Here is a 20,770-nt window from a genome sequence, read left to right as displayed (position 1 = left end):
GATGCAATGGCCCAATCACTCAGCGCTGCTGGTCACCCTTCTCGGGCACGCCGGGCTCATCGAGCAACTGGGTGGAGGAAGCCGGTCCGAGGGTATCCCAATCGCGGAGCGCCCAGACTACTTTTTTATCCGGCGTCACTTCGATCAACTGCACCACCACTGGCCAGTCGGTTTTCTTCAGGCCGCCACTCCAGTTATTGATCAAGGTGTTGCCATTGGCCAACCGTTCAACTTCTTGCACCGTATACAGCGGATAGCCGGGGAGATCGTCCTTATTGATCTCCCATACGGTCTCGCCCTTGGGGTTCACCTCGCGCACATAGCCATGCTGGTTTCCGCTGATCAGCGTATTGCCGTTCTTCAGACGAACCGCAGCCCACGCCGAGGGCGCCGGCGCCGACCAGATTTCTTTTCCGTTCTGGTCGTACTCAACTACCTTGCCTAGATCAAGGTGAGCCACCAGGAACGTGCCCTTCCTGGTCATGCGAATGTGGCGGAACTGGCCGTGGACTTTATCGGGCTGCCGGGTGGGCAGCTCCAGCTCTTTCACTACTTTTCCCGTCTTCTTTTCGATCAGCATGAGCTTTGCGGGATTTCCGTTTTGCATAATCAGCACGCGATCTTTCCCGATGGGCTGGGCGGAGTGGACTTCGGTATGCGGAGGCGCCTCGTAATTCCAAACGATTTTCTTGTCAGGCGTGATCTCGCTTGCGCCCTTGCCCTTGCGGGCGAAAACGATGTTGCCGTTGGAGAGCTGGGTGCAATCATCCAGCTCTTCTTCGTTCGGAATCGAGTATGTCCAGACCACCTTGCCATCTCTGATGATGAACATGGTCTGCTCGGGCTTGCGCGTATCCCACTCACCGCAATATAGAAAAGGATGCTGCGCCAACCCCTTGCCCGGCAGGACTTCTGCCGAGGGTGCGGGGGTAGGTCTAGGCTGAGGTGTTGGCGTGGGTGAAGGCGCCGCGGCTGGAGCGGTGGGAGCGGTTTGTGGGTCTTGCGCCTTGGCGACAGGTTGGATTGTTACAGACAGTGCAATCAACAATACGAATGCGGAAAATTTCATGGAAATCCCTGGTTGAATTGTGAGGATCAGCTTGCCCTTGCCTGTGAGAGCAGCCCACCACTATATAGCGAACACCCGCTTTGCTTCACGCAAATTGGCTATACGTTAAGTTTAGATTTTCTAAAGGATCAGGAGAGACAAAACCTAACCGCAGAGGACGCAGGAGAAACGCCGGGCTTCAAACAATTCTCCAGATACAGAATTTGAAATCGGGTTCCTCCGTTGCCAGTGACAGCCTGCTGGTATCCTTAACTGAAGTTCAAGATGCCCCGGTGGCATTTCGCCGATACTCCCTGGGTGCGACGCCGAATACTCGCTTGAACGCTTTGCTGAAGGCGGCGTCGGAATCGTAGCCAACGGATTTTGCCACTTCGAACAGCTTCTTATCACCTTTCTGCAGCAATCCTGTTGCCTTCTGCATTCTCCAACTTGTCAAATATTCCAGCGGTGTTTCCCCAACCAGCTCTTTAAAGCGAACCGCAAAAGCGGAACGCGACATACCGCACGCCGCGGCCAGCGATTCGACTGTCCAGGGATGCTCCACTTTCTCGTGCATGGATTTAAGAGCAACACCAATTTGCCGATCGAAAATCGCCCGCAGCAAGCCGCTCTTGCGGCTCTCTAACTGCGATTCGATGTAGGCGCGGATGGAGTGTATGAACAACAGCTCGGCCAACCGGTTAACGACCAGTCCCGACCCTGGCGCTGGCTCCGCCATCTCCGAGGCAAGCATGCTCAAGGTCGTGTGCAGCGCCAGGCTCTGCGCTTGATCGGCCTTGACCAGTATGAGCGGAGGAAGCAAGCTCGTCAGGGGCTTCACACACATCGTACAGAATCTGAACCATCCCGAAATGATGGTGGTCGGGGCTCCTCCACCACCGTACTCAATCACCTGGCTGCCATTTTTCGGTGCCACTTCACAAAAGCTGCGCGGGCGAGTGCGTGGATTGTCCCGCAGCGTGTATGCGCTTCCGGGCGCAAGCAAGAAGCAATCCCCTCCGGCGAGTGGTATCGGATCGGGAATGCCCTCGACGCTGAGCCAGCAGTTGCCGCGGGAAAGCATTCCGAAGTGAGCGAAGTGGAAGGGCGAACTTGCGGAGTCACCCGAATGTTTGTCATTTGCGGTTCCCTCTGCGACCTCGGCCTCTCTCTTCAGTCCCCAGGGCGCAGTGGCTTCCAGCCGGGCATGAACCACGCCCACGATTTGCATGGTTTGAACGAGATCGGTAATCGGGTCCAATCTACACCTCCCATCTGGACTCTTGAACAAATTAGATGGACGAAATGACAGTTCGAGTCCAGTTGCACGGACATCTATTGCACAAGTTTAGATGAATTCCCTGGACGAGGAGGTTCAGATGAAATTGCTTCAAATTGATTCCAGTGCGCGGCAGACCGGTTCCGTGACCCGGCGACTGACTGCCAAATTCACCGAAGAATGGAGAAAGAACCATCCGGGTGGAGAAGTCATCCAGCGAGACCTTTCCGTAACAGCGCTTCCACTGATCACCGATCACTGGGGCGCGACCCAACTCGAAGATTCGAAGCTGACGCCGGTGCAGCGGTCGTATCTTTCGACCTCAAATGAGTTAATCGAAGAACTCAAAGCGGCCGACACGGTCGTTATTGGCGCACCGATGTACAATTTCTCGATCTCTTCTTTGCTCAAGGCGTGGATCGATCAGATTGTGCGGGTCGGGAAGACGGTTGCCTACGGGCCAAAGGGCCGGCAGGGCCTTCTACAAAAAAAGAAAGTCGTCGTCATCACTTCTCGCGGGGGTGCCTATGAAAAAGGCACCGCGGCGGAAGCTTTCGATTTTCAGGAACCCTATCTGCGCCACATTCTGGGTTTTATCGGACTTACGGACGTTACGTTTATTCATGCCGAGAACCAAGGTCGCGAGGAGGCCACCGTCTTTTTCACAGCCGCCGCAGAGCGCATCGGCCGAATCGTCACTGATCAAAACCAGGTAGCCGCTCTTTAAGAGAGGAATCACGTTATGAACACTTTTCGTTCGTCAGCCGGCCCAGTTCGTACACACATTAGTAAGTAAAGAGACAATTAGGATTCTTGAAACCAAAAGCTAATCACATTAAAAGGAGATTACATGAAAATTGCCATTTTGATCAGTCGAGTCCTTCTAGGCGTGGGTTTCATCATTTTTGGATTTAATATCCTCCATCCCTTCATCACTGCTCCACCACTACCGGCGGGCTCATTGGCTGCACAATTTGTAGCCGTCATGGTTCCAAGCCATTGGATGCTACTCGTGGGTGTCGTGCAACTATTGGGTGGGCTACTGGTGTTAATCGGCCGGACCGCGCCATTGGGCCTGGTTTTGCTTGGACCGATTCTCGTAAACATTTTAGCCTTTCATATTTTTATACAAGGCGGTCAAGGAATTGCGCCAGGCTTGGTGTTTTCCGTATTAGAGATCTTTCTTATTTACGCTTACCGCGGTTACTTTCGCGCTATTTTTACGGTCAACGCTTTGCCGACATAAAGCGAACGTTGTGCCTTAATGAAACTTTGATTGCCAATTCAGCCGATGCGCTAATCCGGACTGCAGGCGGGAACTCCGCTACTTGCGAGATGGCAAGGTTTATCGGTTCGTTTTGTCTGCGCAAACAGGCGGCAAGCGGCTGGAACACTTCTGGCTATGCGGTGAGTGTTCCAGGAGCATGATTCTGACTTGTGTGAACAAGTCTGAAGTGAAGGCCGTGCGTCTGCTGCAGGTTTGCCCAAACCAGGCGGATTCCGCAGAATAACTTTCAAGCACGAACTGGCACCAATCTGATATCAAAATCTTGATTCCTTGGAAACTACAGGCCATCATTGTGCCAGATGTGTGTTTACGTCCGGCATTCAAGAATGCAGGGCTTCGGCCCTTTGCGGTCTTTGAAAATTCATTTGTGAAGCGGGATTCTGGGACCTGGGGACTGAGGACTGACAACCGAGGACTGACTAGCAGCTAGTCCCCCACTCCGGCTCGATTTTCGCCAATAACGACGCGGGTCAGACGCGTTTTTGGGGCTCAAAATCACCTGCTAGCAAGTGGGGTGGGTGGGAGTCACAATCCAACTCTAAAAACCAGTGTTGATCCCACGTTCATCCGCGGCGAAGGTTTTTGCGGTTGTTTTCGAAACTCGAAACCTGAAACTGCTTTTGACTGCCCAGCTAGTCCCCCACCCCGGTTCGATTTTCGCCAATAACGACGGGGGTCAGACGCGTTTTGGAGCACTCCAACCACTTGCTAGCAAGTGGGGTGGGGAGGCCCTAAATCCTCTGAAAATCTGCGTTGATCCGCGTTCATCCGCGGCGAAAGTTTTTGCGGTTGCAGTCACTCGAACAGGGCTGGCTGCGGGGGCTTTTCTTCGTTTTCTTTCTTTTCGTTGGGATCGTGAAAGTTGCTTAGGCCAACACCGACGAGGCGAAAGCGTTGCTGCGGGCCCAGCTCCACTCGCTCTCGCAGCGACAAGGCGATGTTGGTCAATTCTTCGCACGAAGAGGGCGGGGAGCCGGGCGTATGGCTACGGGTGAGAATCTGGAACTCGCTTGTCTTTAGTTTCAGGACTACGGTACGCGCTATACGCGATTCCTTGCGTGAAGCGGACCAAAGTTTTTCCGCAAGACGGCGGATCATAGGCTCGGTTTCTGCCAAGTGCACGTCGTGCTCAAACGTATCCTCGGCCGACATGGATTTTGTAGGCCGGTCTGGGACAACTTCGCTATTGTCGAGACCTCGAGCCAACTCGTAGAGCCGCCGGCCATAGCGGCCGAAGTGGCGTTCGATCACCGGCAAATCCAGACCTCGCAAATCCTTCACCGTCAGTATTCCAAGTTTCTCAAGCCTCTCTCCCGTCACTTTGCCGACACCCGGCAGACGTCCAACCGGCAGCGGAGACAGAAATGTATCTACCTCGCCAGGCTGGATGACGAAGAGCCCATCTGGCTTGCGCCAGTCAGAGGCGATCTTTGCCAGAAATTTATTGGGGGCAACGCCGGCAGAGGCTGTCAGGTTCAATTCCTGGCGGATTTGCTCACGAATTGCGCAGGCAACCCGGGTTGCGGTCGGCAAGCCAGTCTTGTTCTCAGTAACGTCGAGATAGGCCTCGTCAAGCGAGAGCGGCTCCACCAAATCGGTGTGCCGCTTGAAGATCTCGCGCACCATATGCGAAACCGCCCGATAGCGTGTGAAATCCGGGGCCACGAAGATGGCATCAGGGCACAATCGTTCCGCACGAATCGCCGGCATGGCCGAGCGTACTCCGAAACTTCTGGCTTCATACGATGCCGCACAAACCACGGAACGGCTGGCCCGCCAGGCGACAATTACAGGTTTGCCGCGCAGTTGCGGATCATCGCGCTGTTCGACGGAAGCATAAAATGCGTCCATATCAATATGGACGATTTTGCGGATGGTCATGCTGGCAACAATATTATTCCTGTTTTCCAGGCTCGTGCGAACGTAGCTGAGCCATGCCATGAGCCACAATCCGAAAAGGGCCGGCGTGATGTGACATCGTTGTATGCTGTGATCTGCCAACGGCGCAAGAATTGACTGCATGGCCGGCCTGATTCAGAGAGTGAAAAGGAAATGACGCGAGCATGAGAGTTTTGGTTACAGGAAGTTCCGGCCACCTTGGCGAGGCCCTGGTTCGAACCTTGCTGGATTTGCAACACGAGGTGGTCGGACTCGACATCATTGCATCGCCATTTACCACTCACGTCGGCTCAATCACAGATCGTTTCTGTGTGAGGCGTTGCATGAGTGGCGTTCAGACGGTCTTCCATCCCGCCACCCTGCACAAGCCTCACATCGCTACCCACCGCCGGCAGGACTTTGTGGACACCAACATCGGCGGCACGCTCAATCTGCTGGAAGAGGCCGTCACAGCAGGCGTCGAGTCCTTCATCTACACCAGCACAACCAGCCTGTTGGGTGACGCCCTCGTGCCGCCTCGGGGAGCTCCCGCAGCGTGGATCACGGAAGAGGCCACGCCTGTTCCCAAGAACATCTATGGTGTGACCAAAGCGGCAGCCGAGGACCTCTGCCAGTTGTTCCATCGCAACCAGCGCCTTGCCTGCATCGTGCTCAGGACCTCCCGATTCTTCCCCGAGGAAGATGACAATAGAGGAGTGCGGGAAGCCTACTCAGACGCAAACGTAAAGGCGAATGAATATCTCTACAGGCGTGTGGACATCGAAGATGTTGTGAGCGCGCATCTGTTGGCCGCAGAACACGCACCCTCGATCGGTTTTCGTAAATACATTATTAGCGCAACTACGCCTTTCCGCCCCGACGATCTCGCGGATCTACAAGTTGACGCGCCCCGAGTGGTGCGCGCGCGTGTGCCGGACTATGAAGCCGAATATGAGCGGCGGCGCTGGAACATGTTCCCCGGCATCGAACGCGTGTATGTCAACCAGCGTGCTCGAAACGAACTTGGTTGGCTGCCGCGATATGACTTCAACTACATCATCAGCCGCCTGCGAGCGGACGATGATCCGAGAAGTCCTCTCGCCCGGTTGGTTGGATCGAAGGGATACCATGCCGAGCTATTCTCTGACGGACCGTATCCAGTGGAATAGATGACGGTATGACGAATCAAACGGTCAGCCTAAACATTGGAAGCCATGATCAGATCACTGTAAATCAGCGATAGTCACGCAGCAGAAAGTTCAGTTGAACTGAAACCAATTCAGATTACCCAGAGCTGAGGTTCCACTCGCCGGGCCCTTGAATACCACATACAAATCATGAACACCGGTTGCGGAGCTTGCAGGCGCCGAGACTGTCGTCCAGGTCTGCCATCCCGACGTTGCTGGAATTGTTACCGATGCAATGGTTGTGCCGGAAGCACTGTCGAGATGAAATTCCAGCGTCCCTCCACAATGGCCAGTGCTACCACAAGCCAGGCGAGCACTGACTTGGCTGACACCCGCTCCGAAATCAACATTCTTGTACACTGCGTAATCGCCATCACTCGAAAAGCCAACGTCATAGCCGCCGTTGGTGTCAGAAGTGCTTTCAGTCTGCAAGCCGAAAGTTGTGTTGTCCCCAATAACATCGTTGCCCGCGGTGCTGTTGAAGCTCGAAGCCTGAATTTTCGAGGTCGCACTCACGGTGTAACTGCCCGACTGGTTGCCCATCCAGGTAAAAGTCGCGCCTGCAAGGGAAGGCAAAGTGTAAGGGAAGGACTGGCTTCCCCACTGCACTTGGAAGCTTTGTGTCGAACCCGAATCGTTGAAAGCCACGAGCGCTTTGGATCCGCCCGGGTTCAGGAACGCCGCACTCACGATTCCTGAGGCATTGCTGGAATATATGCGGGTTGCTCCGGGTAAGACGTACTTACTGAAGTGGCCCGTTGTGTAGTACTCGATGTCGTAGCTGACCGCCCCGGTCGAACTGTTCACGGTCACAATTGGAGTGCAAGTTCCGCAGCCGCCGGTATGCGGTCCCATGTTCTGGTCAAGCGCGAGGCTCCATTTCACGTAAGATCGTGCCCAGTTGCGCATCGCTTGCGTGATTTCTTCAAAGTCGGCCTTTACCTGGTCCGGGATCCAGGTGCCCCCGGAGTGCTCCGTCTCGTACGTTCCTTTCGTCGGAAAATAATTCTGAATTGTGCTCATCACTCCAGGCGTGCCGCCGTAGCCATGCCAGGCCGTTCCTGCGACTTGAGGCGACGCTTGAATGGTGGGATCGGAGAGTACGGACCGCGGATAACCTGGTTGGTCCCAATTGTGGTCATAGACCAGCACTTTGGTTGTCAGTTGGTTCGCGGTTAGGGCAGGCAGGACGTAATCGCGAAGCGCTGTGCTTTGGTCGGTTTGCCAGGATTGACCGGCGCAACTTGCTCCAGGAGAAGGCGGCATGCACACTCCTGGATAGTTGGAAGGCAAATTCAGCGGTTCGTTCTGTAAGGAGATGTAATCCACGTTAATGCCTGCAGCCTGATAGGCGTTTAGATAATTCACAAAATAGTTGGCAAAGGGGGAGTACATGCTGGAAAGGAGACCGCCTCCGATCATCGAACCGGAGGTCTTCATCCACCCGGGCGGGCTCCAGGGACTCGCCATCAGTTTCATCTGCGGATTGAGCTGGCGTGCCTGCAGAATGATAGGAATGATATCGGTCTGATCACGGGCAATGGAAAAATTCGCCAGCGTGATATCGGCCTGGCCGTTATTGTCGTCGTAGGAATAGATCGAACGCGCAATATCGGATGCTCCCATGGGAGTCCGCATGAAGCTCAGGCCAATGCCATTGCCGCTTCGCGTGAACAGATCGCTCATGACCATGTTCAACGAGGACTTAGGCGATGCAACCTCGTTGAGAAGATAAGCTGTTGAGTCGGTAAATGTAGCCCCGAAACCTTCGATGGGCTGATAGGCTTCGGCCTCGTCTACATAAACCACGTTGTTGCCGCCGCTTGCCGTGGTGAATGTAGTGCCTGGCTGCGCCTGCATCCTGAGCGACTGATCGTCCGTGGTTAGAACAATGGAAACCGCAGAGCCGACGATAGAGAGCTGCGTAGAGCCAGTCACACCACTCTGGGTCGCATGGATCGTAGTTGTCCCCTCGTGCACACTTGTTACTAAGCCGGTTGCATTGACGGTTGCGACGCCCGGACTGGTGGAACTCCAGGCCGCCGTAGCCGTGATGTCAGGCGTGCTGCCGTCGCTATATGTCCCTGTAGCGGTGAGCTGCAGTTTGGAGCCGAAAACAACGTTCGGATTGGAAGGTGTAATGGCAATGGAGATGAGAGTGATCACTGTGTACGAAGTGGAGCCTGTGACCGCGTTGTAGGTGGCTGAGATCGTCGTGGTTCCTGGCCCGGCGGCGGTAGCCAGCCCGGTGTTGGCGCCGATCGTTGCCACACCTGCATTGCTCGAGCTCCAGGTGACGCTGGTGGTCAGGTCCTGCGTGTGGTTGTCAGAAAAAAACCCCATAGCCGTGAATTGCTGGGTTGCTGGAAAGATTACCGTGCCGTTGGCCGGCGTGACTTGAATCGAGTCCAGCACCGAAGCGGTTACGTTCAGCGTGCTTGTTCCGGTGGTGCTGCCCAAGGTTGCGCTGATCAATGTGCTGCCCTGGGCTTTGGTGCCAGCAAGTCCCAGGCTGTTGATGGTAGCTGTCGTTTTTATCCCCGAGCTCCAGGTGACCGCATCTGTGAGGTTGTGATGCGTGCCGTCACTGTAATTCCCGGTGGCGGTAAACTGGACCAACCTACCCAGTGGAACCGAGGGGTTGGCAGGCGTGACGGTAATGGAATTCAGCGTCGCATTGCTCACCGTTAACTGCACCGAAACACGCAGAACACCACTTACAGCGGTGATGGTGGTGGTTGTCCCTGGTGTGCTGCCGCCCGTTACTAATCCCGTGTGCAGACCGATCGTGGCCACACTCGGGTTCGAAGAAGACCAAGTGACAGCGTTCGTGACCACGCGTTCGCCGCCGGGCTTGCCCATGCCCTTGAAGAAAGCAAGCAGCGCAGCATACTGCTGCGTCGCGGAAGGTGCGATGAGCTGGTCGGAGGGCGCAACCCGCAGTTGCCTTGGACCTCCTTGCGCGGTTGCAAGGATCGATGTGTTTAGCATCAGAAATAGCAACAGCAACGACTTTGAATACCGCATGTCGCCCTCAGCTAAGAGTGGTTTCGGCAACTTTCAGGGGCAGGGCAGATGCATTTGCATCTTGCTCTTTGTTACTTTGTGGGCCCCTCCCAAACCTCGCAATAGAACAAGAGTCTATATATAAGACAAACGTTTGTCTATGCTTTTTGATCATTGACTGAGAAATCGACCGCTATATGCTCTCATATATGCTCTCAACCGAGTAGCTCTGTATCTAAGGATAGCAGCCAGTCAGGCAATCACCCGGAGGAGGCTTGCCAGGACTACAAGAATGAGCCTTGCATAGGCCATAACAACTGGGAATTTAAACACCCGAAAGTGGATACCATCGAGAATTGGGCAGATCTCTGGCGTATCAACCAGACCGGCCCAATGCCTTCCTGCCTCTTTACGTAAAGAGCTACTCAATCTAAATTACTGCAAAATCTTCTGCTTGCAGATGAGATGTACACGTCGGCGACTTTAACTGTGAATTCACTTGCCAGGCCTTTCCCACCCCATTAAATTGGCCGCCGATTCAGGCGTTTCAAAATCCGAGACGTTGTTGCAATATCCGAGCGTTATTTAAAAGTCCGAGGCACCGTTTCAACGTCCGAGACGTTTTGAATCAAATTCGTCAACTGGAGGAATTCCCGCTTATGTCTTTTTCGTGGTCTACTTTTTGTAAGTCTCTCCTACTGCTGGCAGCAATGACGCTCCCCTGCGTCCTGCATGCCCAAACCTCTGACGCAACGAGCAGTCCGGCTCCGGCGCCATCCGGAAGCTCAGTTACTTATTGTGCCGGCACCTGTAACGGCGTCCCAACTCACTGGAAGCTGTTCGGCCTGGCGCATTTTGAGAGAAACTCACTGGTCCCAGGCGGCTACATGATTGACCAGATCGGTTTTGGCTCCTCAAATTATGCGGTACTCACCTTCACCGTTCCCGTCGCTGGCACTTATGACCTCTCGGCCGCTTTGGAAACCGAATATCCGCGCGTCCTTTATGTCTGGCTTGGCAGCGAAAGTGGTCCGCAGGCATCAGGCTCTCCCTTTTTGATTACTGGCCAGAGCTTTAAGATCCCGGTGGAATGGAAGATTGGCTCCATCGCCTTACCAGCCGGGACGAACAAGCTTGTGTTTGGCAATCCGACGACAAATACTCAAGGTGATCGCTGCCCTTACATAAGTGCTGTTACCATCACCGGACCCTTTTAACAAATGTGCCAAGGCACGGGAGAGCGGTCAACCGCTCTCCCGGCGGCATGTTAAAGTTATCTTTTCTCGGCGACATGCGGCCACTTCGCCGTGGTCCCGAAGTCCTGAGTGAGTATGCTTCCAAAGCCGCCCAAATCAGCCTTCAGGCCAATGAAAAAACCACGATCAAAGTTGGGCTGATTCCACGAGGAGAGTAGTCCGCTTGGCCGAAGAACAGCGCTGAATCGGGTGCCTTCGAGACCTCGCACATGATATTCTAAATACGATAGCTGCGTTCCCGCCTGGTCGGAATTTTTCCCGCAGTTCCCTATAAAAAACATGATTTCAGTCAGTAATGTTTCTATGCGCTACGGCGCTAAAGTTCTGTTCGAAGAGGTCAGCACGGCGTTCACGCCGGGCAAGCGTTATGGCCTCACTGGCCCTAACGGCGCCGGCAAATCCACGTTCATGAAGATCCTGACCGGCGAGTTGGAGCCGCAAAAGGGCTCTGTCGTTCGCCCCAAGAAGTTCGGCACCTTGAGCCAGGACCAATTCGCATTTGACACCTTTCGCGTGATTGACGCGGTCGTTATGGGCAACAAGCGTCTGTGGGCCGCGCTCGAAGAGCGCGAGAAGATCTACGCCAAGGCCGAAATGACCGATGAAGACGGCATGCGGCTGGGAGAGTTGGAAGGCATCGTGGGTGAAGAGGATGGCTACTCCGCCGAAAGCGACGCCGCGATCCTGCTGCAAGGTCTGGATATTCCCGACGAGCTGCACGCAAGCAATATGGGTGAACTGCAAGGCGGACAAAAAGTCCGCGTGCTACTGGCGCAGGCGCTGTTCGGACATCCGCAAGCCCTGTTGCTCGACGAACCCACAAACCACCTCGATCTGGATTCGATCCACTGGTTGCAGAGCTTCCTGAATAATTATGACGGCGTGCTCATCGTGATCTCACATGACCGCCACTTTCTCAACAGTGTTTGCACGCACATTGCCGACATTGATTACGAGACCATCATCACCTATACCGGCGGCTATGACGATATGGTGATGGCCAAGACCCAGATCCGCTCGCAAATCGAGTCGCAGAATGCGCAGCGCGAAAAGAAGATCGCGCAACTAAATGAATTCATCGCGCGCTTCTCGGCGGGCACGCGCTCCAGCCAGGTGCAGTCGCGGCGTAAAGAGGTCGAGCGCCTGCAGGTGACCGAGCTGGCCAGGTCGAATATCCAACGGCCATTTCTGAAATTCGAGCCCAAGCGGCCTTCCGGTAAACATATTCTGGAGCTGGAGGGAGTGACCAAGTCCTACGGAGACAACCAGGTCATCACTGGTTTTACTGCGAGCGTGATTCGTGGAGAAAAAATCGCGTTGATGGGCCGCAACGGCACCGGCAAGACGACCCTGTTGAATGCTCTTCTGGCAAACTCGGGTACGGTCCCGCAAACCGAGTTGCGAACAACCAGCGGCTACGAAGGCGCATTCATTGATGGTGGAAAGGTAATCTGGGGACACGAGGCGCTAGTCGGATATTTTGCCCAAGACCACAAAACCCTCATTGAAAAGAACATGTCTGTGTTCGATTGGCTCTATCAATGGGACCCGTCAGCCTCGAACGAGGAAATTCGCGGACTGCTTGGTCAAATGCTGTTCGCGCGTGATGAGGGCAACAAGCGCACCGATAATCTCTCCGGCGGCGAGGCCGCGCGGCTCATCTTTTGCAAGCTGATGCTGCAAAAGCCTAACGTCCTGGTGCTGGATGAGCCTACTAACCACCTGGATTTGGAATCCATCAATGCTCTTAATATCGCGCTGCAGCGCTATCAGGGAACAATACTTTTAGTGACCCACGACCATGATGTGATTGACGAGGTCGCCAGCAGGATCTGGCACTTTGAGGACCGCAAGATCGAGGACTTCAAGGGCGCCTACGAGGAGTATCAGACCGTCCACGCGTAATCTCGATCACTCCCACTGAGCATGGAGCTGAAACATACGAAAATTTGGTGCCGGGAAAGGGACTTGAACCCCCATGGCCCGAAGGCCGGCGGATTTTGAGTCCGCTGCGTCTGCCAGTTCCGCCATCCCGGCGTCGTCGTTGTAAATCGCAAAAAATTAAGTTTAATTGACGGTCCGGACTTTTGCAATTTAGCGACTCTTCTATAGCGTCACTGTGGGCCCATATAAACCTGCGCTAAATCGATTTGCCTGCACCGCAATGGGAATCGAGATGTCTTACAATTGATAAACTTACATTTAATAACAACATGAACCAAGAACTTTCCGAGCGCGAAAAGTTGCTCAAACGCATGCAGTCAAACATGAAGATGCCTGCCAACCGGGCAACCACGCCGACACAGGTAGAGGCTCAGACCGCCGTCCGGAATTATTTTCCCATTGACGACCTGGTGGCTCTGCACGGCAGCTACGATATATATAACGTTCCGCTCACAAGCCGCCGCCCTATCATTGGACCACTCTTCGTTCTTACGAAGCGCGTCTTACGCCGATTACTTTTACCGTTTTTCCTGCGTCAACTTACATTCAACGCCTCGGCTGCCAGAATCTTCAGTTTTATTAAAGATGCTCTTATCTCATTAAAGCAATCGTTGCATTCCATCGAGCAGCAAGTCGCTCAAGTGAGAGCGCAATCTCAAGCCTTGGAACGAAGACAGGAACAATTACAAAAGCTTGTCGTGGACCTGAACTTGGAGAAAGAAGCCAAGCTGGAACGGCTGCAAAAACAATTCCTGGAGGCCGGACAAAAACAAGAAGGATTGCGGAAACAGCTACAGGAAGCTGGGCGCGTACACGAGCAATTGAACTTGGATAAAGAAGCCAAGCTGGAACAGCTGCAAAAACGGTTCCTGGAAGCCGGGCAAAAACAAGAGGGGTTGCAGAAACAACTACAGGAAGCCGGGCGCGGACAGGAGCAATTGCAAAAGCTTGTTGTGGACATGAACTTGGAGAAAGAAGGCAAGCTGGAACGGCTGCAAAAACAGTTCCTGGAAGCCGGACAAAAACAAGAGGGGTTGCAGAAACAACTGCTGGAAGCTGGGCGAGTGCAGGAGCAATTGCAAAAACTTGTTTTCGAGATGGAAAAGGAGCTGGCCAGAAGCCGTTCTGCAATGGACGCTGTGGGCACCACTATAGACACTGTGGGAAATGTCCTCGGAATTCATGGGCAAGTAACCAAAGAGGACCATCGCTTCCTCGGCCCATCATCGTCGGTCGCCTGCCTCGACCGGGAGTTCCAGGAAAAAGGTAACTGGCTTCGGCCCACGATCTTAGGACCCAGCACCGTAGGGCAGTACGCATTGGGACCTGAAAGCCGCAAGCAGGTCATCAGCATTCTGAAGAAACTCGATCAAGATGCGGTGATGCAGTATCTTTTGAAGTATTACCAAACGGGGCAGACCCGTTATGGAGACGGCTGGCGTTACGCAGATCTCACGACGGCCCTGGTCGCACTGGCAACTCTGCTTCGACCGAAACGCTACCTGGAAATCGGAGTATTTCATGGCCGCAGTATGTGCATGGTCGGCGCGCTCTGCCCTGAGGCCGAGTTGGTGGGGTTCGACATGTGGGTGGAAGGTTACGCCGGCCTCTCCAATCCAGGCCCGAAGCTGGTCCGGCAGCAACTCAAGAAGGTACGGCATCGAGGCCCGGTGACGCTGATCAGCGGTAACAGTCACGAGACGGTTCCAAGATATTTTTGTGAGAATCCCGATGCGTTCGATCTAATCACTGTTGATGGTGATCATACCGCTGAAGGAGGAAGGCAGGACCTGCGCGATGTGTTGCCGCATCTCGCGGTCGGTGGATTTGTATTGCTGGATGACATCTCCTATCCTGGATCGGAGTTCCTCTATAAAATATGGGCGCAGGAAGTCATGTCAGATCCACGCTTCGTGTGTTGGGATTTTCGGGAGCTGGGTAATGGAATTGCAATCGCATTAAAGCAAGGCGAGTAACGGGGCTGCAATTTTGAAAATATTAATTGCTACTACGATCGTTCCTTTCATTGAAGGCGGCGGAAGGATGATAGCGACCGATCTTGTCAGCGTGCTTGCTGAACGCGGCCACACGGTTGATATTGTGAGGATTCCGTTTGTCTCCCGCTGGAACGATATGCTGGACCAGATGCTTGCCGTCAGGTTGTTTGATCTCTCGGAAGAATCGGACCTGCTGATTACAATCCGGACGCCGAGTTATCTGCTCCGCCATCCCAATAAGATTGCATGGTTTATTCACCATCATCGCGGCGCTTATGATCTTTGGGGAACCGCATACCAGGACATTCCTAACACCGAGGAAGGTCTTCGGACAAGGCAAGCGTTTATAGATGCCGATAACATTTCGTTGCGGGAAGCCAAGAAAATCTTTACCAATTCCAAAATCGTTTCCCAGCGGCTGAAAGACCATAACGACTTGGATTCAGAGGTTTTGTATCCGCCGCTCCTGGATTGGCGCCGTTTTCATCCCGGTAACTCCACTGACTATATTTTCTATCCAAGCAGAATCACAAAACATAAACGCCAGGATCTGGCTATTGAAGCAATGAAATACGTCAAATCTGACGTGCGCCTTGTGGTTGCCGGCAATCCTGATGCCCCTGAACAACTGGAATTTGTAGAAAGAACGATCCAAGAAAATCAATTAAGTGAACGCGTGCAACTCCTCGGGCGATGGATCTCGGAAGATGAGAAAGCCGATCTTTTCTCAAAATGTTTGGGTTGCGTGTACATACCATTTCAGGAAGACTCGTATGGGTACGTCAGTTTAGAAAGCTTTCATTCTGAGAAGCCGGTCATTACTTGTTCAGATTCGGGCGGCACCCTGGAGATCGTCGAAGACGGAGTGAATGGATTTGTTGTTCCACCGGAACCGAAAGCATTGGCCGAGGCATTTGATCGTCTAAGGCTTGATCCCACCCAAGCGGCACGGATGGGGCGCACCGGCCCGGAGAAGATTCGGCAATTGAACATCTCGTGGGATCACGTTGTGAAGAGTTTCACCCAGTGACAAAAATCGCGATCGTTACAACCCAGGTACCGTTTATATACGGCGGCGCTGAATTTCTTGCGGATTCACTCCGCAATAAGCTCATAGAGTTCGGCTATTCTGCCGAGGTACTGAAAATGCCGTTCAAATGGTATCCGACCAGTGCCATTCTGGACCATATGCTGGCCGCCAAGTGCATGCGTTTGATCAATGTGGACCGCGTAATTGCGCTGAAATTTCCTGCCTACTACATCCCGCACGAAAACAAAGTGCTCTGGCTTCTGCATCAGTTCCGGCAGGCCTACGACCTCTGGGACACTCCCTACCAGTCGATTCCCGAGAGCCCTGATGGAGTATCCCTGCAGAGAGTAATCGCAAAAACCGATACGGAGACGCTCGGTCGCGCTCGCAAGATTTATACCATTTCCAAAACTGTTTCCGGCCGGCTAAGAAAATTTAACGGATTGGAGAGTGAAGTCCTGTATCCGCCCCTTATGGACTCTCATCTGTTTCAGGCCGGCGAATTCGGAGACTACATTTTTTATCCCAGCAGAATATCGCGCAGCAAACGTCAGTGTATGGCGGTAGAAGCGCTGCGCTATACACGCACCAAGGTGCGGCTCGTCATTGCCGGGGCCCCGGATAATGCCGAGGAAATGAAGTTGCTTCATAACGCCATCAGCGACGCCGGCGTCGAGGATAGAGTGTCTATCCTGGGCAGGATTTCCCAGGAGGAGAAGGCGCAATGGTTCACAAACGCACTTGCAACAACTTATTTACCTTATGACGAAGATTACGGTTATGTAAGCCTTGAGAGTTTCCATTCTTCCAAACCGATCATCACCTTTTCTGATTCTGGGGGAACATTAGAGATTGTAGAAGACGGCCTCAATGGATATGTTGTGCCTCCCCAACCATGTGAATTAGCTGCTGTCATGGACCGCCTGTTTGCCGATCGCACTCTGGCATTTCGAATGGGAGCTGCGGGACGGGAAAAGCTATGCTCGATGAGAATTTCCTGGGAACAGGTTATTGAAAGCCTTACGTCATGAGAATTGCCTGGTTTACGCCCTATTCAACAAAAAGTGCCATCGCGGAGTTTAGCCAGAATGTCTGCAACGTTTTGGCTTCACACTGTGAACTCGACCTTTGGATCAGCGAGAACACGGACTTGCTGCCTGCTCAGATACGGACAGTACATTATGAGCCCGAGCAGCATCTTCACGAAAAACTACAGCGATATGACCTTGTTGTCTACAACATGGGCGATTATTTGCCTTACCATGATTCGCTCCACACAGTCTTGCAGCAACACAGCGGTCTGATTATTCTGCACGATCGCGTGCTCCACCATTTTTATGCCAGCCTGTATTTATCGAAAATGAAGGACCCCGAAAAATACATCAGCGAAATGTCGCTGTTCTACGGCGTCGAAGGACAAGAGTTTGCAAAAAGCCTTGATCCCAGTGCTCCCGCTTTGGGAACAAATGAGGTGACCCGTTTCCCGCTGTACGAACGCGCAATAGCAAATGCTTCCGGAATCGTTGTTCACTCGCCGGGGCACGCCGAATTGATTCGACAACGATGGATTGGCCCAGTCAAAGCCTTATTCTTGCCCTGTTACGACAGGAACATCGAACTCGCCAGCTCACTTCCGGGAAATCAATCGAAGAACAAGTTGCTCCTGCTGACAGTAGGCGTGGTGAACCGGAATAAACATTCTGAAATCGTAATTGATGCTCTCGCCAGTCACCCCCGGCTGGCGCAGTCAGTGGAATATGTGATCATTGGCTCTTACAACGAAGGAGACGAATACGTCCGCGGCCTCAAGAACAAGATTTCCCAGTGCGGGCTTCAGGAAACGGTGAAACTTATGGGATACCAGCCTGACGCCGTGCTGCACGAATATCTTGCCCGGGCCGATCTTTTCATCACTCTGAGATTGCCTGCGATGGAAGGAGCGTCCGCTTCCCTGATGCAGCAGTTACCTTTCGGTAAGCCCATTATGGCCTATGACACCGGTTGTTATTCCGAATTTCCCGATGATGTCATTGTCAAGATCCCCGCCGGCGACACAGACGCATTTATACGAAAACTTACAGAACTGGTTTCTAATGAGTCGCTGCGTAGTCAGATCGGCGGCCGTGCAGCGAAATTGGCGGCGCAATACTCAGTCCAGAACTATGTAGAACAGATGCTTGATTTTTTTCCTGAGATTCAGCGGCAGGCCCCTTTGCTGCAGCTCTCCGATCGGGTAAGTCAAACCTTGAGCTGGATGGGAACAGAAGCTGATATGTCGGTATTACATCGCTGTGCCGAACTGATTGCAGATATGTTCAGTCTTTCGTAAGCGCAGTTTTGGGGCTGTTTCAGCGAAATTTGGGATTGCAATCGTAATCTTTGGCCTGCTCCGTTCTTACATTGCGCCTGTGCTTATGATCTAGATCTCGATAAAACCCACCAACTGTTCTCCTAGTTGCTCTTCAAAACGGTAACCAAGTTTTTCATACATGCGATATGCAACCACGTTCTCTTTGTAAACCTTCAACCGGACGCGCTTGGCTCCGTGTTGTCGAGCGGCGTTATGGAGGAAATGCATCATGGCGCTCCCTATCTTCATCCCACGCGCCCGAGGATGTACCGCAATCCCGAGACTTGGCACTTCATAGCCTTCATCCCAGCCGCGTAACATCCCATAGGCTTGTACCGCGCCCTCTGCGACCGCGACATAATAGAGATCCTCTCCCTGATATGAACATCGTATCTTCGCCTCTTCTGCCGTGAAGGGATGCGGATGAAAATGCTCGGTGTCTCCGGTCGTCCGGAGCACATCAAAAAATTTCGCAAGGCTATTTTCCAAATCAGGCGACAATCTGCGAAATTCCAGGGAATTAAGGTCCAGTGACTCCCCCTCTTCGGCCATTGCGAATGACCTCAGCAATGCGCTCCAGATCACTGTCACCCAGTTCATTATAGGTCGGCAAATTTATCCCGCTCGCGCCAAGTCTCTCCGTCACAGGCAGGTAGTCACCCCGCTGGCATGACTCCTTGTGGAATGGTGGAAGTTTGTGCAAGGGGAAGAAGAAAGGCCGCGTATCAATTTTTTCCGTCATAAGCAAGGCTGCCAGCTCGTCACGGGAACGTCCATATTCGATTTCGTTCACGGTAATGCAGAACAGCCACGGCGCCGGGTTCGCCCAATCAGCCACGGGCTGAAAACAGATGCCAGGAATACCCGCCAGCAGCTGCCGGTATCTTTGAAAAATGTGCAAACGGCGGGCGACAATGCTTTCGCGACGCTCCATCTGTCCGCACAATATGGCTGCCGCTACATTCGTTATGCGGAAATTATAACCAGTGATCGGAAAGTAATATCGCCGCTGCGGGTCCATCCCTTGTCCACGCAAGCTGCGCATGCGCAGCTCCAGGGCTGGATCATTGAGGGTGATCGCGCCCCCTTCTCCACAGGTAATAAGCTTGTTGCCGTAAAAAGAAAATGTCGCCATGCGTGCCAGGCTGCCAACTGTGCGGGATTTGTAGGAGGCAAAATGGGCTTCCGCAGCATCCTCCAGGACCCAAAGACCATGTATGGCCGCAATATGATTGATGGCGTCCATGTCGGCGGGATGACCATAGAGATGAACGGGTATTATTCCCTTGGTCCGGTTAGTAATTGCTGGTTCCAACAGATTTGGATCAATACACCATGTGTTGGGATCTACGTCAACGAATACCGGTGTCGCGCCAACATATCTCACCGCGTTGGCCGTCGCAACGTAGGTCAGGGAAGGAACCAGCACCTCATCTCCTTCGCGAACGCCCAAGGTCAGTAAAGCAAGGTGCAGCGCAATCGTTCCATTCACCACCGCTACTGCGGTCCGCGTGCCGCATGCATCCGCAAACTCCTGCTCAAAGCGGGTAATATACGGTCCGGTAGACGATATCCATGAACTCGATATCGCCTCTGAGGCATATTTCAGTTCATTGCCGCTTACATCCACGGCTGCAACCGGGATTTTCGTCTTGCTCCTGGCCATCTTTGCGGCCGTGGCGCTACGCACCTGCTCTCCGGATTTTTCAGTCTGTTGAATAATTAGTCTGTCCATAATATCGACACCTCAACATCCGAACCTCACTCCAGTACCTCAGGATCTGTGGCTCTGATACTATCAATTTTGAAAACACCCAGGGAAGATTAAAAGATTATAAGCCAGCACCTCTCTTCTTGCTTGGGGGAAGGTGCGGTCGGGCAATCGGCGATGCAGAATTGTTAGGTAGTGTAAAAACTTCTCCCCACAAATAGAATTCATGTCCTCACTAGAGGCTCCAGCCTGCTAGGTTATTGAAAATACTGCACCAAAATGGTCATCCAATTGCACCACAGAATCACAAGCAGTATTGGAGACCCTTAAAATGCCGACCCAAGCAGGCGAACAACTTCGTAGTTGGCACTCTGCAAACATCATCCAGCGACTCGAAGAGCTGGTGGATCGTGTCTTCAATCAGCATCACTTTATCTCTATTCCTACCCCTCCGCCGACGCTTCGTCTGGTGATGGAAGAGTTTCCAGAGTTGCAAGAGCTTCAAAAAGTCGCTGCTCACCTGTCAGTCATTCAAAAATTCCCGGTTCAGGAAATTCCCAAAGCGGCTTGATCTTCAACGTAACCCGTCCTGCTACGTAACTGCCCTGGTTCTGGTGCTGCCCCGATTCTGGTGCAATATTTACCAAGTTTTAATCCCTTATTTACCTGTTTCTAACACCATTTCGGCCATCATTTAGGCGTAGGTGGGATTATGGCCATACTGGGACTTGTGGGCGGTTGCGTGCTCCTGTTGGCTCTGAATCTGCACTGATTCAGGTGCATGTTTCGGTTTGAC

16 protein-coding genes and 1 tRNA gene are annotated in these 20,770 nt (G+C 53.1%); 10 read left to right on the top strand and 7 right to left on the bottom strand.

From position 1 onward, the window contains the following. Window positions 1-19 precede the first annotated feature (19 nt). Together VK738_15425 and VK738_15420 are read right to left on the bottom strand one after the other, a co-directional pair. Window positions 20-1,069 (bottom strand): hypothetical protein, encoded by a 1,050-nt coding sequence (locus VK738_15425; GenBank protein HTD24047.1) that lies wholly within the window; start codon window positions 1,067-1,069, stop codon window positions 20-22. Window positions 1,070-1,328: 259 nt separating this feature from the next. Continuing rightward, window positions 1,329-2,309, bottom strand: coding sequence for an AraC family transcriptional regulator (locus tag VK738_15420; protein HTD24046.1), 981 nt, complete (start codon window positions 2,307-2,309; stop codon window positions 1,329-1,331). A gap of 118 nt (window positions 2,310-2,427) precedes the next feature. On the opposite strand from VK738_15420, the gene VK738_15415 reads away from it, so the two are divergent. Further along, on the top strand, window positions 2,428-3,054 hold the full coding sequence (locus VK738_15415; GenBank protein HTD24045.1) for an NAD(P)H-dependent oxidoreductase: 627 nt from the start codon (window positions 2,428-2,430) through the stop codon (window positions 3,052-3,054). 123 nt (window positions 3,055-3,177) lie between these two features. After that, complete coding sequence (locus tag VK738_15410) at window positions 3,178-3,573, top strand: hypothetical protein (GenBank protein ID HTD24044.1); 396 nt, start codon at window positions 3,178-3,180, stop codon at window positions 3,571-3,573. Window positions 3,574-4,410: 837 nt separating this feature from the next. Here the strand turns inward: VK738_15410 and dinB are convergent. Further along, entirely contained in the window at window positions 4,411-5,637 is a 1,227-nt protein-coding gene (gene dinB / locus VK738_15405; protein HTD24043.1) for a DNA polymerase IV, read from the bottom strand. A 41-nt stretch (window positions 5,638-5,678) separates the two neighbouring features. Between dinB and VK738_15400 the strand changes: the two genes are divergently transcribed. Then, complete coding sequence (locus VK738_15400; GenBank protein HTD24042.1) at window positions 5,679-6,662, top strand: NAD(P)-dependent oxidoreductase; 984 nt, start codon at window positions 5,679-5,681, stop codon at window positions 6,660-6,662. 90 nt (window positions 6,663-6,752) lie between these two features. On the opposite strand, the gene VK738_15395 is transcribed toward VK738_15400, so the two are convergent. After that, window positions 6,753-9,707: an Ig-like domain-containing protein gene (locus VK738_15395; protein HTD24041.1), complete on the bottom strand. Its 2,955-nt coding sequence runs from the start codon at window positions 9,705-9,707 to the stop codon at window positions 6,753-6,755. An 866-nt stretch (window positions 9,708-10,573) separates the two neighbouring features. Here VK738_15395 and VK738_15390 point away from each other — a divergent pair. Both VK738_15390 and VK738_15385 read left to right on the top strand, forming a co-directional pair. Continuing rightward, on the top strand, window positions 10,574-10,903 hold the full coding sequence (locus VK738_15390; protein ID HTD24040.1) for a hypothetical protein: 330 nt from the start codon (window positions 10,574-10,576) through the stop codon (window positions 10,901-10,903). Between the two features lie 318 nt (window positions 10,904-11,221). Next, window positions 11,222-12,847 (top strand): ATP-binding cassette domain-containing protein, encoded by a 1,626-nt coding sequence (locus VK738_15385; protein ID HTD24039.1) that lies wholly within the window; start codon window positions 11,222-11,224, stop codon window positions 12,845-12,847. Window positions 12,848-12,892: 45 nt separating this feature from the next. Here VK738_15385 and VK738_15380 read toward each other — a convergent pair. Then, window positions 12,893-12,979, bottom strand: a tRNA-Leu gene (locus VK738_15380). Window positions 12,980-13,155: 176 nt separating this feature from the next. Here VK738_15380 and VK738_15375 point away from each other — a divergent pair. The 4 genes from VK738_15375 (at window position 13,156) to VK738_15360 (ending at window position 18,242) form a co-directional block, all read left to right on the top strand. After that, the gene (locus VK738_15375) at window positions 13,156-14,862 is read left to right on the top strand and encodes a class I SAM-dependent methyltransferase (GenBank protein ID HTD24038.1); all 1,707 of its coding nucleotides are present in this window, start codon (window positions 13,156-13,158) and stop codon (window positions 14,860-14,862) included. Between the two features lie 13 nt (window positions 14,863-14,875). Further along, window positions 14,876-15,913, top strand: coding sequence for a glycosyltransferase family 4 protein (locus VK738_15370; GenBank protein HTD24037.1), 1,038 nt, complete (start codon window positions 14,876-14,878; stop codon window positions 15,911-15,913). Beyond that, window positions 15,910-16,944 carry a glycosyltransferase family 4 protein gene (locus VK738_15365; protein HTD24036.1) on the top strand — a complete coding sequence of 345 codons (1,035 nt, stop codon included), beginning with the start codon at window positions 15,910-15,912 and terminating at the stop codon, window positions 16,942-16,944. The genes VK738_15370 and VK738_15365 overlap by 4 nt, the downstream gene beginning before the upstream one ends. 71 nt (window positions 16,945-17,015) lie before the next feature. Continuing rightward, window positions 17,016-18,242 (top strand): glycosyltransferase, encoded by a 1,227-nt coding sequence (locus VK738_15360; protein ID HTD24035.1) that lies wholly within the window; start codon window positions 17,016-17,018, stop codon window positions 18,240-18,242. 90 nt (window positions 18,243-18,332) lie between these two features. Here VK738_15360 and VK738_15355 read toward each other — a convergent pair whose 3' ends face one another. Together VK738_15355 and VK738_15350 are read right to left on the bottom strand one after the other, a co-directional pair. Beyond that, on the bottom strand, window positions 18,333-18,815 hold the full coding sequence (locus VK738_15355) for a GNAT family N-acetyltransferase (protein ID HTD24034.1): 483 nt from the start codon (window positions 18,813-18,815) through the stop codon (window positions 18,333-18,335). Then, window positions 18,784-19,998, bottom strand: a complete 1,215-nt coding sequence (locus VK738_15350; protein ID HTD24033.1) for a DegT/DnrJ/EryC1/StrS family aminotransferase — start codon at window positions 19,996-19,998, stop codon at window positions 18,784-18,786. The genes VK738_15355 and VK738_15350 overlap by 32 nt, the downstream gene beginning before the upstream one ends. A 307-nt stretch (window positions 19,999-20,305) precedes the next feature. Here VK738_15350 and VK738_15345 point away from each other — a divergent pair, with 307 nt between their 5' ends. Continuing rightward, window positions 20,306-20,545 (top strand): hypothetical protein, encoded by a 240-nt coding sequence (locus VK738_15345; GenBank protein ID HTD24032.1) that lies wholly within the window; start codon window positions 20,306-20,308, stop codon window positions 20,543-20,545. Window positions 20,546-20,770: the final 225 nt, after the last annotated feature.

Source organism: Terriglobales bacterium, assembly GCA_035487355.1.
GTDB lineage: Bacteria > Acidobacteriota > Terriglobia > Terriglobales > Acidobacteriaceae > QIAW01.
The sequence above is the reverse complement of the archived record's forward strand: the minus strand, read 5'-3'. Positions and strand labels throughout refer to the sequence as shown.

Bases quoted from the DNA above. Each gene is read 5' to 3' on its own strand.
- VK738_15375 (HTD24038.1), top strand. From the start codon at position 13,156: ATGAACCAAGAACTTTCCGAGCGCGAAAAGTTGCTCAAACGCATGCAG.
- dinB (HTD24043.1), bottom strand. From the start codon at position 5,637: ATGCAGTCAATTCTTGCGCCGTTGGCAGATCACAGCATACAACGATGT.
- VK738_15385 (HTD24039.1), top strand. From the start codon at position 11,222: ATGATTTCAGTCAGTAATGTTTCTATGCGCTACGGCGCTAAAGTTCTG.
- VK738_15410 (HTD24044.1), top strand. From the start codon at position 3,178: ATGAAAATTGCCATTTTGATCAGTCGAGTCCTTCTAGGCGTGGGTTTC.
- VK738_15355 (HTD24034.1), bottom strand. From the start codon at position 18,815: ATGGCCGAAGAGGGGGAGTCACTGGACCTTAATTCCCTGGAATTTCGC.
- VK738_15350 (HTD24033.1), bottom strand. From the start codon at position 19,998: ATGGACAGACTAATTATTCAACAGACTGAAAAATCCGGAGAGCAGGTG.
- VK738_15425 (HTD24047.1), bottom strand. From the start codon at position 1,069: ATGAAATTTTCCGCATTCGTATTGTTGATTGCACTGTCTGTAACAATC.
- VK738_15345 (HTD24032.1), top strand. From the start codon at position 20,306: ATGCCGACCCAAGCAGGCGAACAACTTCGTAGTTGGCACTCTGCAAAC.
- VK738_15390 (HTD24040.1), top strand. From the start codon at position 10,574: ATGATTGACCAGATCGGTTTTGGCTCCTCAAATTATGCGGTACTCACC.
- VK738_15400 (HTD24042.1), top strand. From the start codon at position 5,679: ATGAGAGTTTTGGTTACAGGAAGTTCCGGCCACCTTGGCGAGGCCCTG.
- VK738_15415 (HTD24045.1), top strand. From the start codon at position 2,428: ATGAAATTGCTTCAAATTGATTCCAGTGCGCGGCAGACCGGTTCCGTG.
- VK738_15395 (HTD24041.1), bottom strand. From the start codon at position 9,707: ATGCGGTATTCAAAGTCGTTGCTGTTGCTATTTCTGATGCTAAACACA.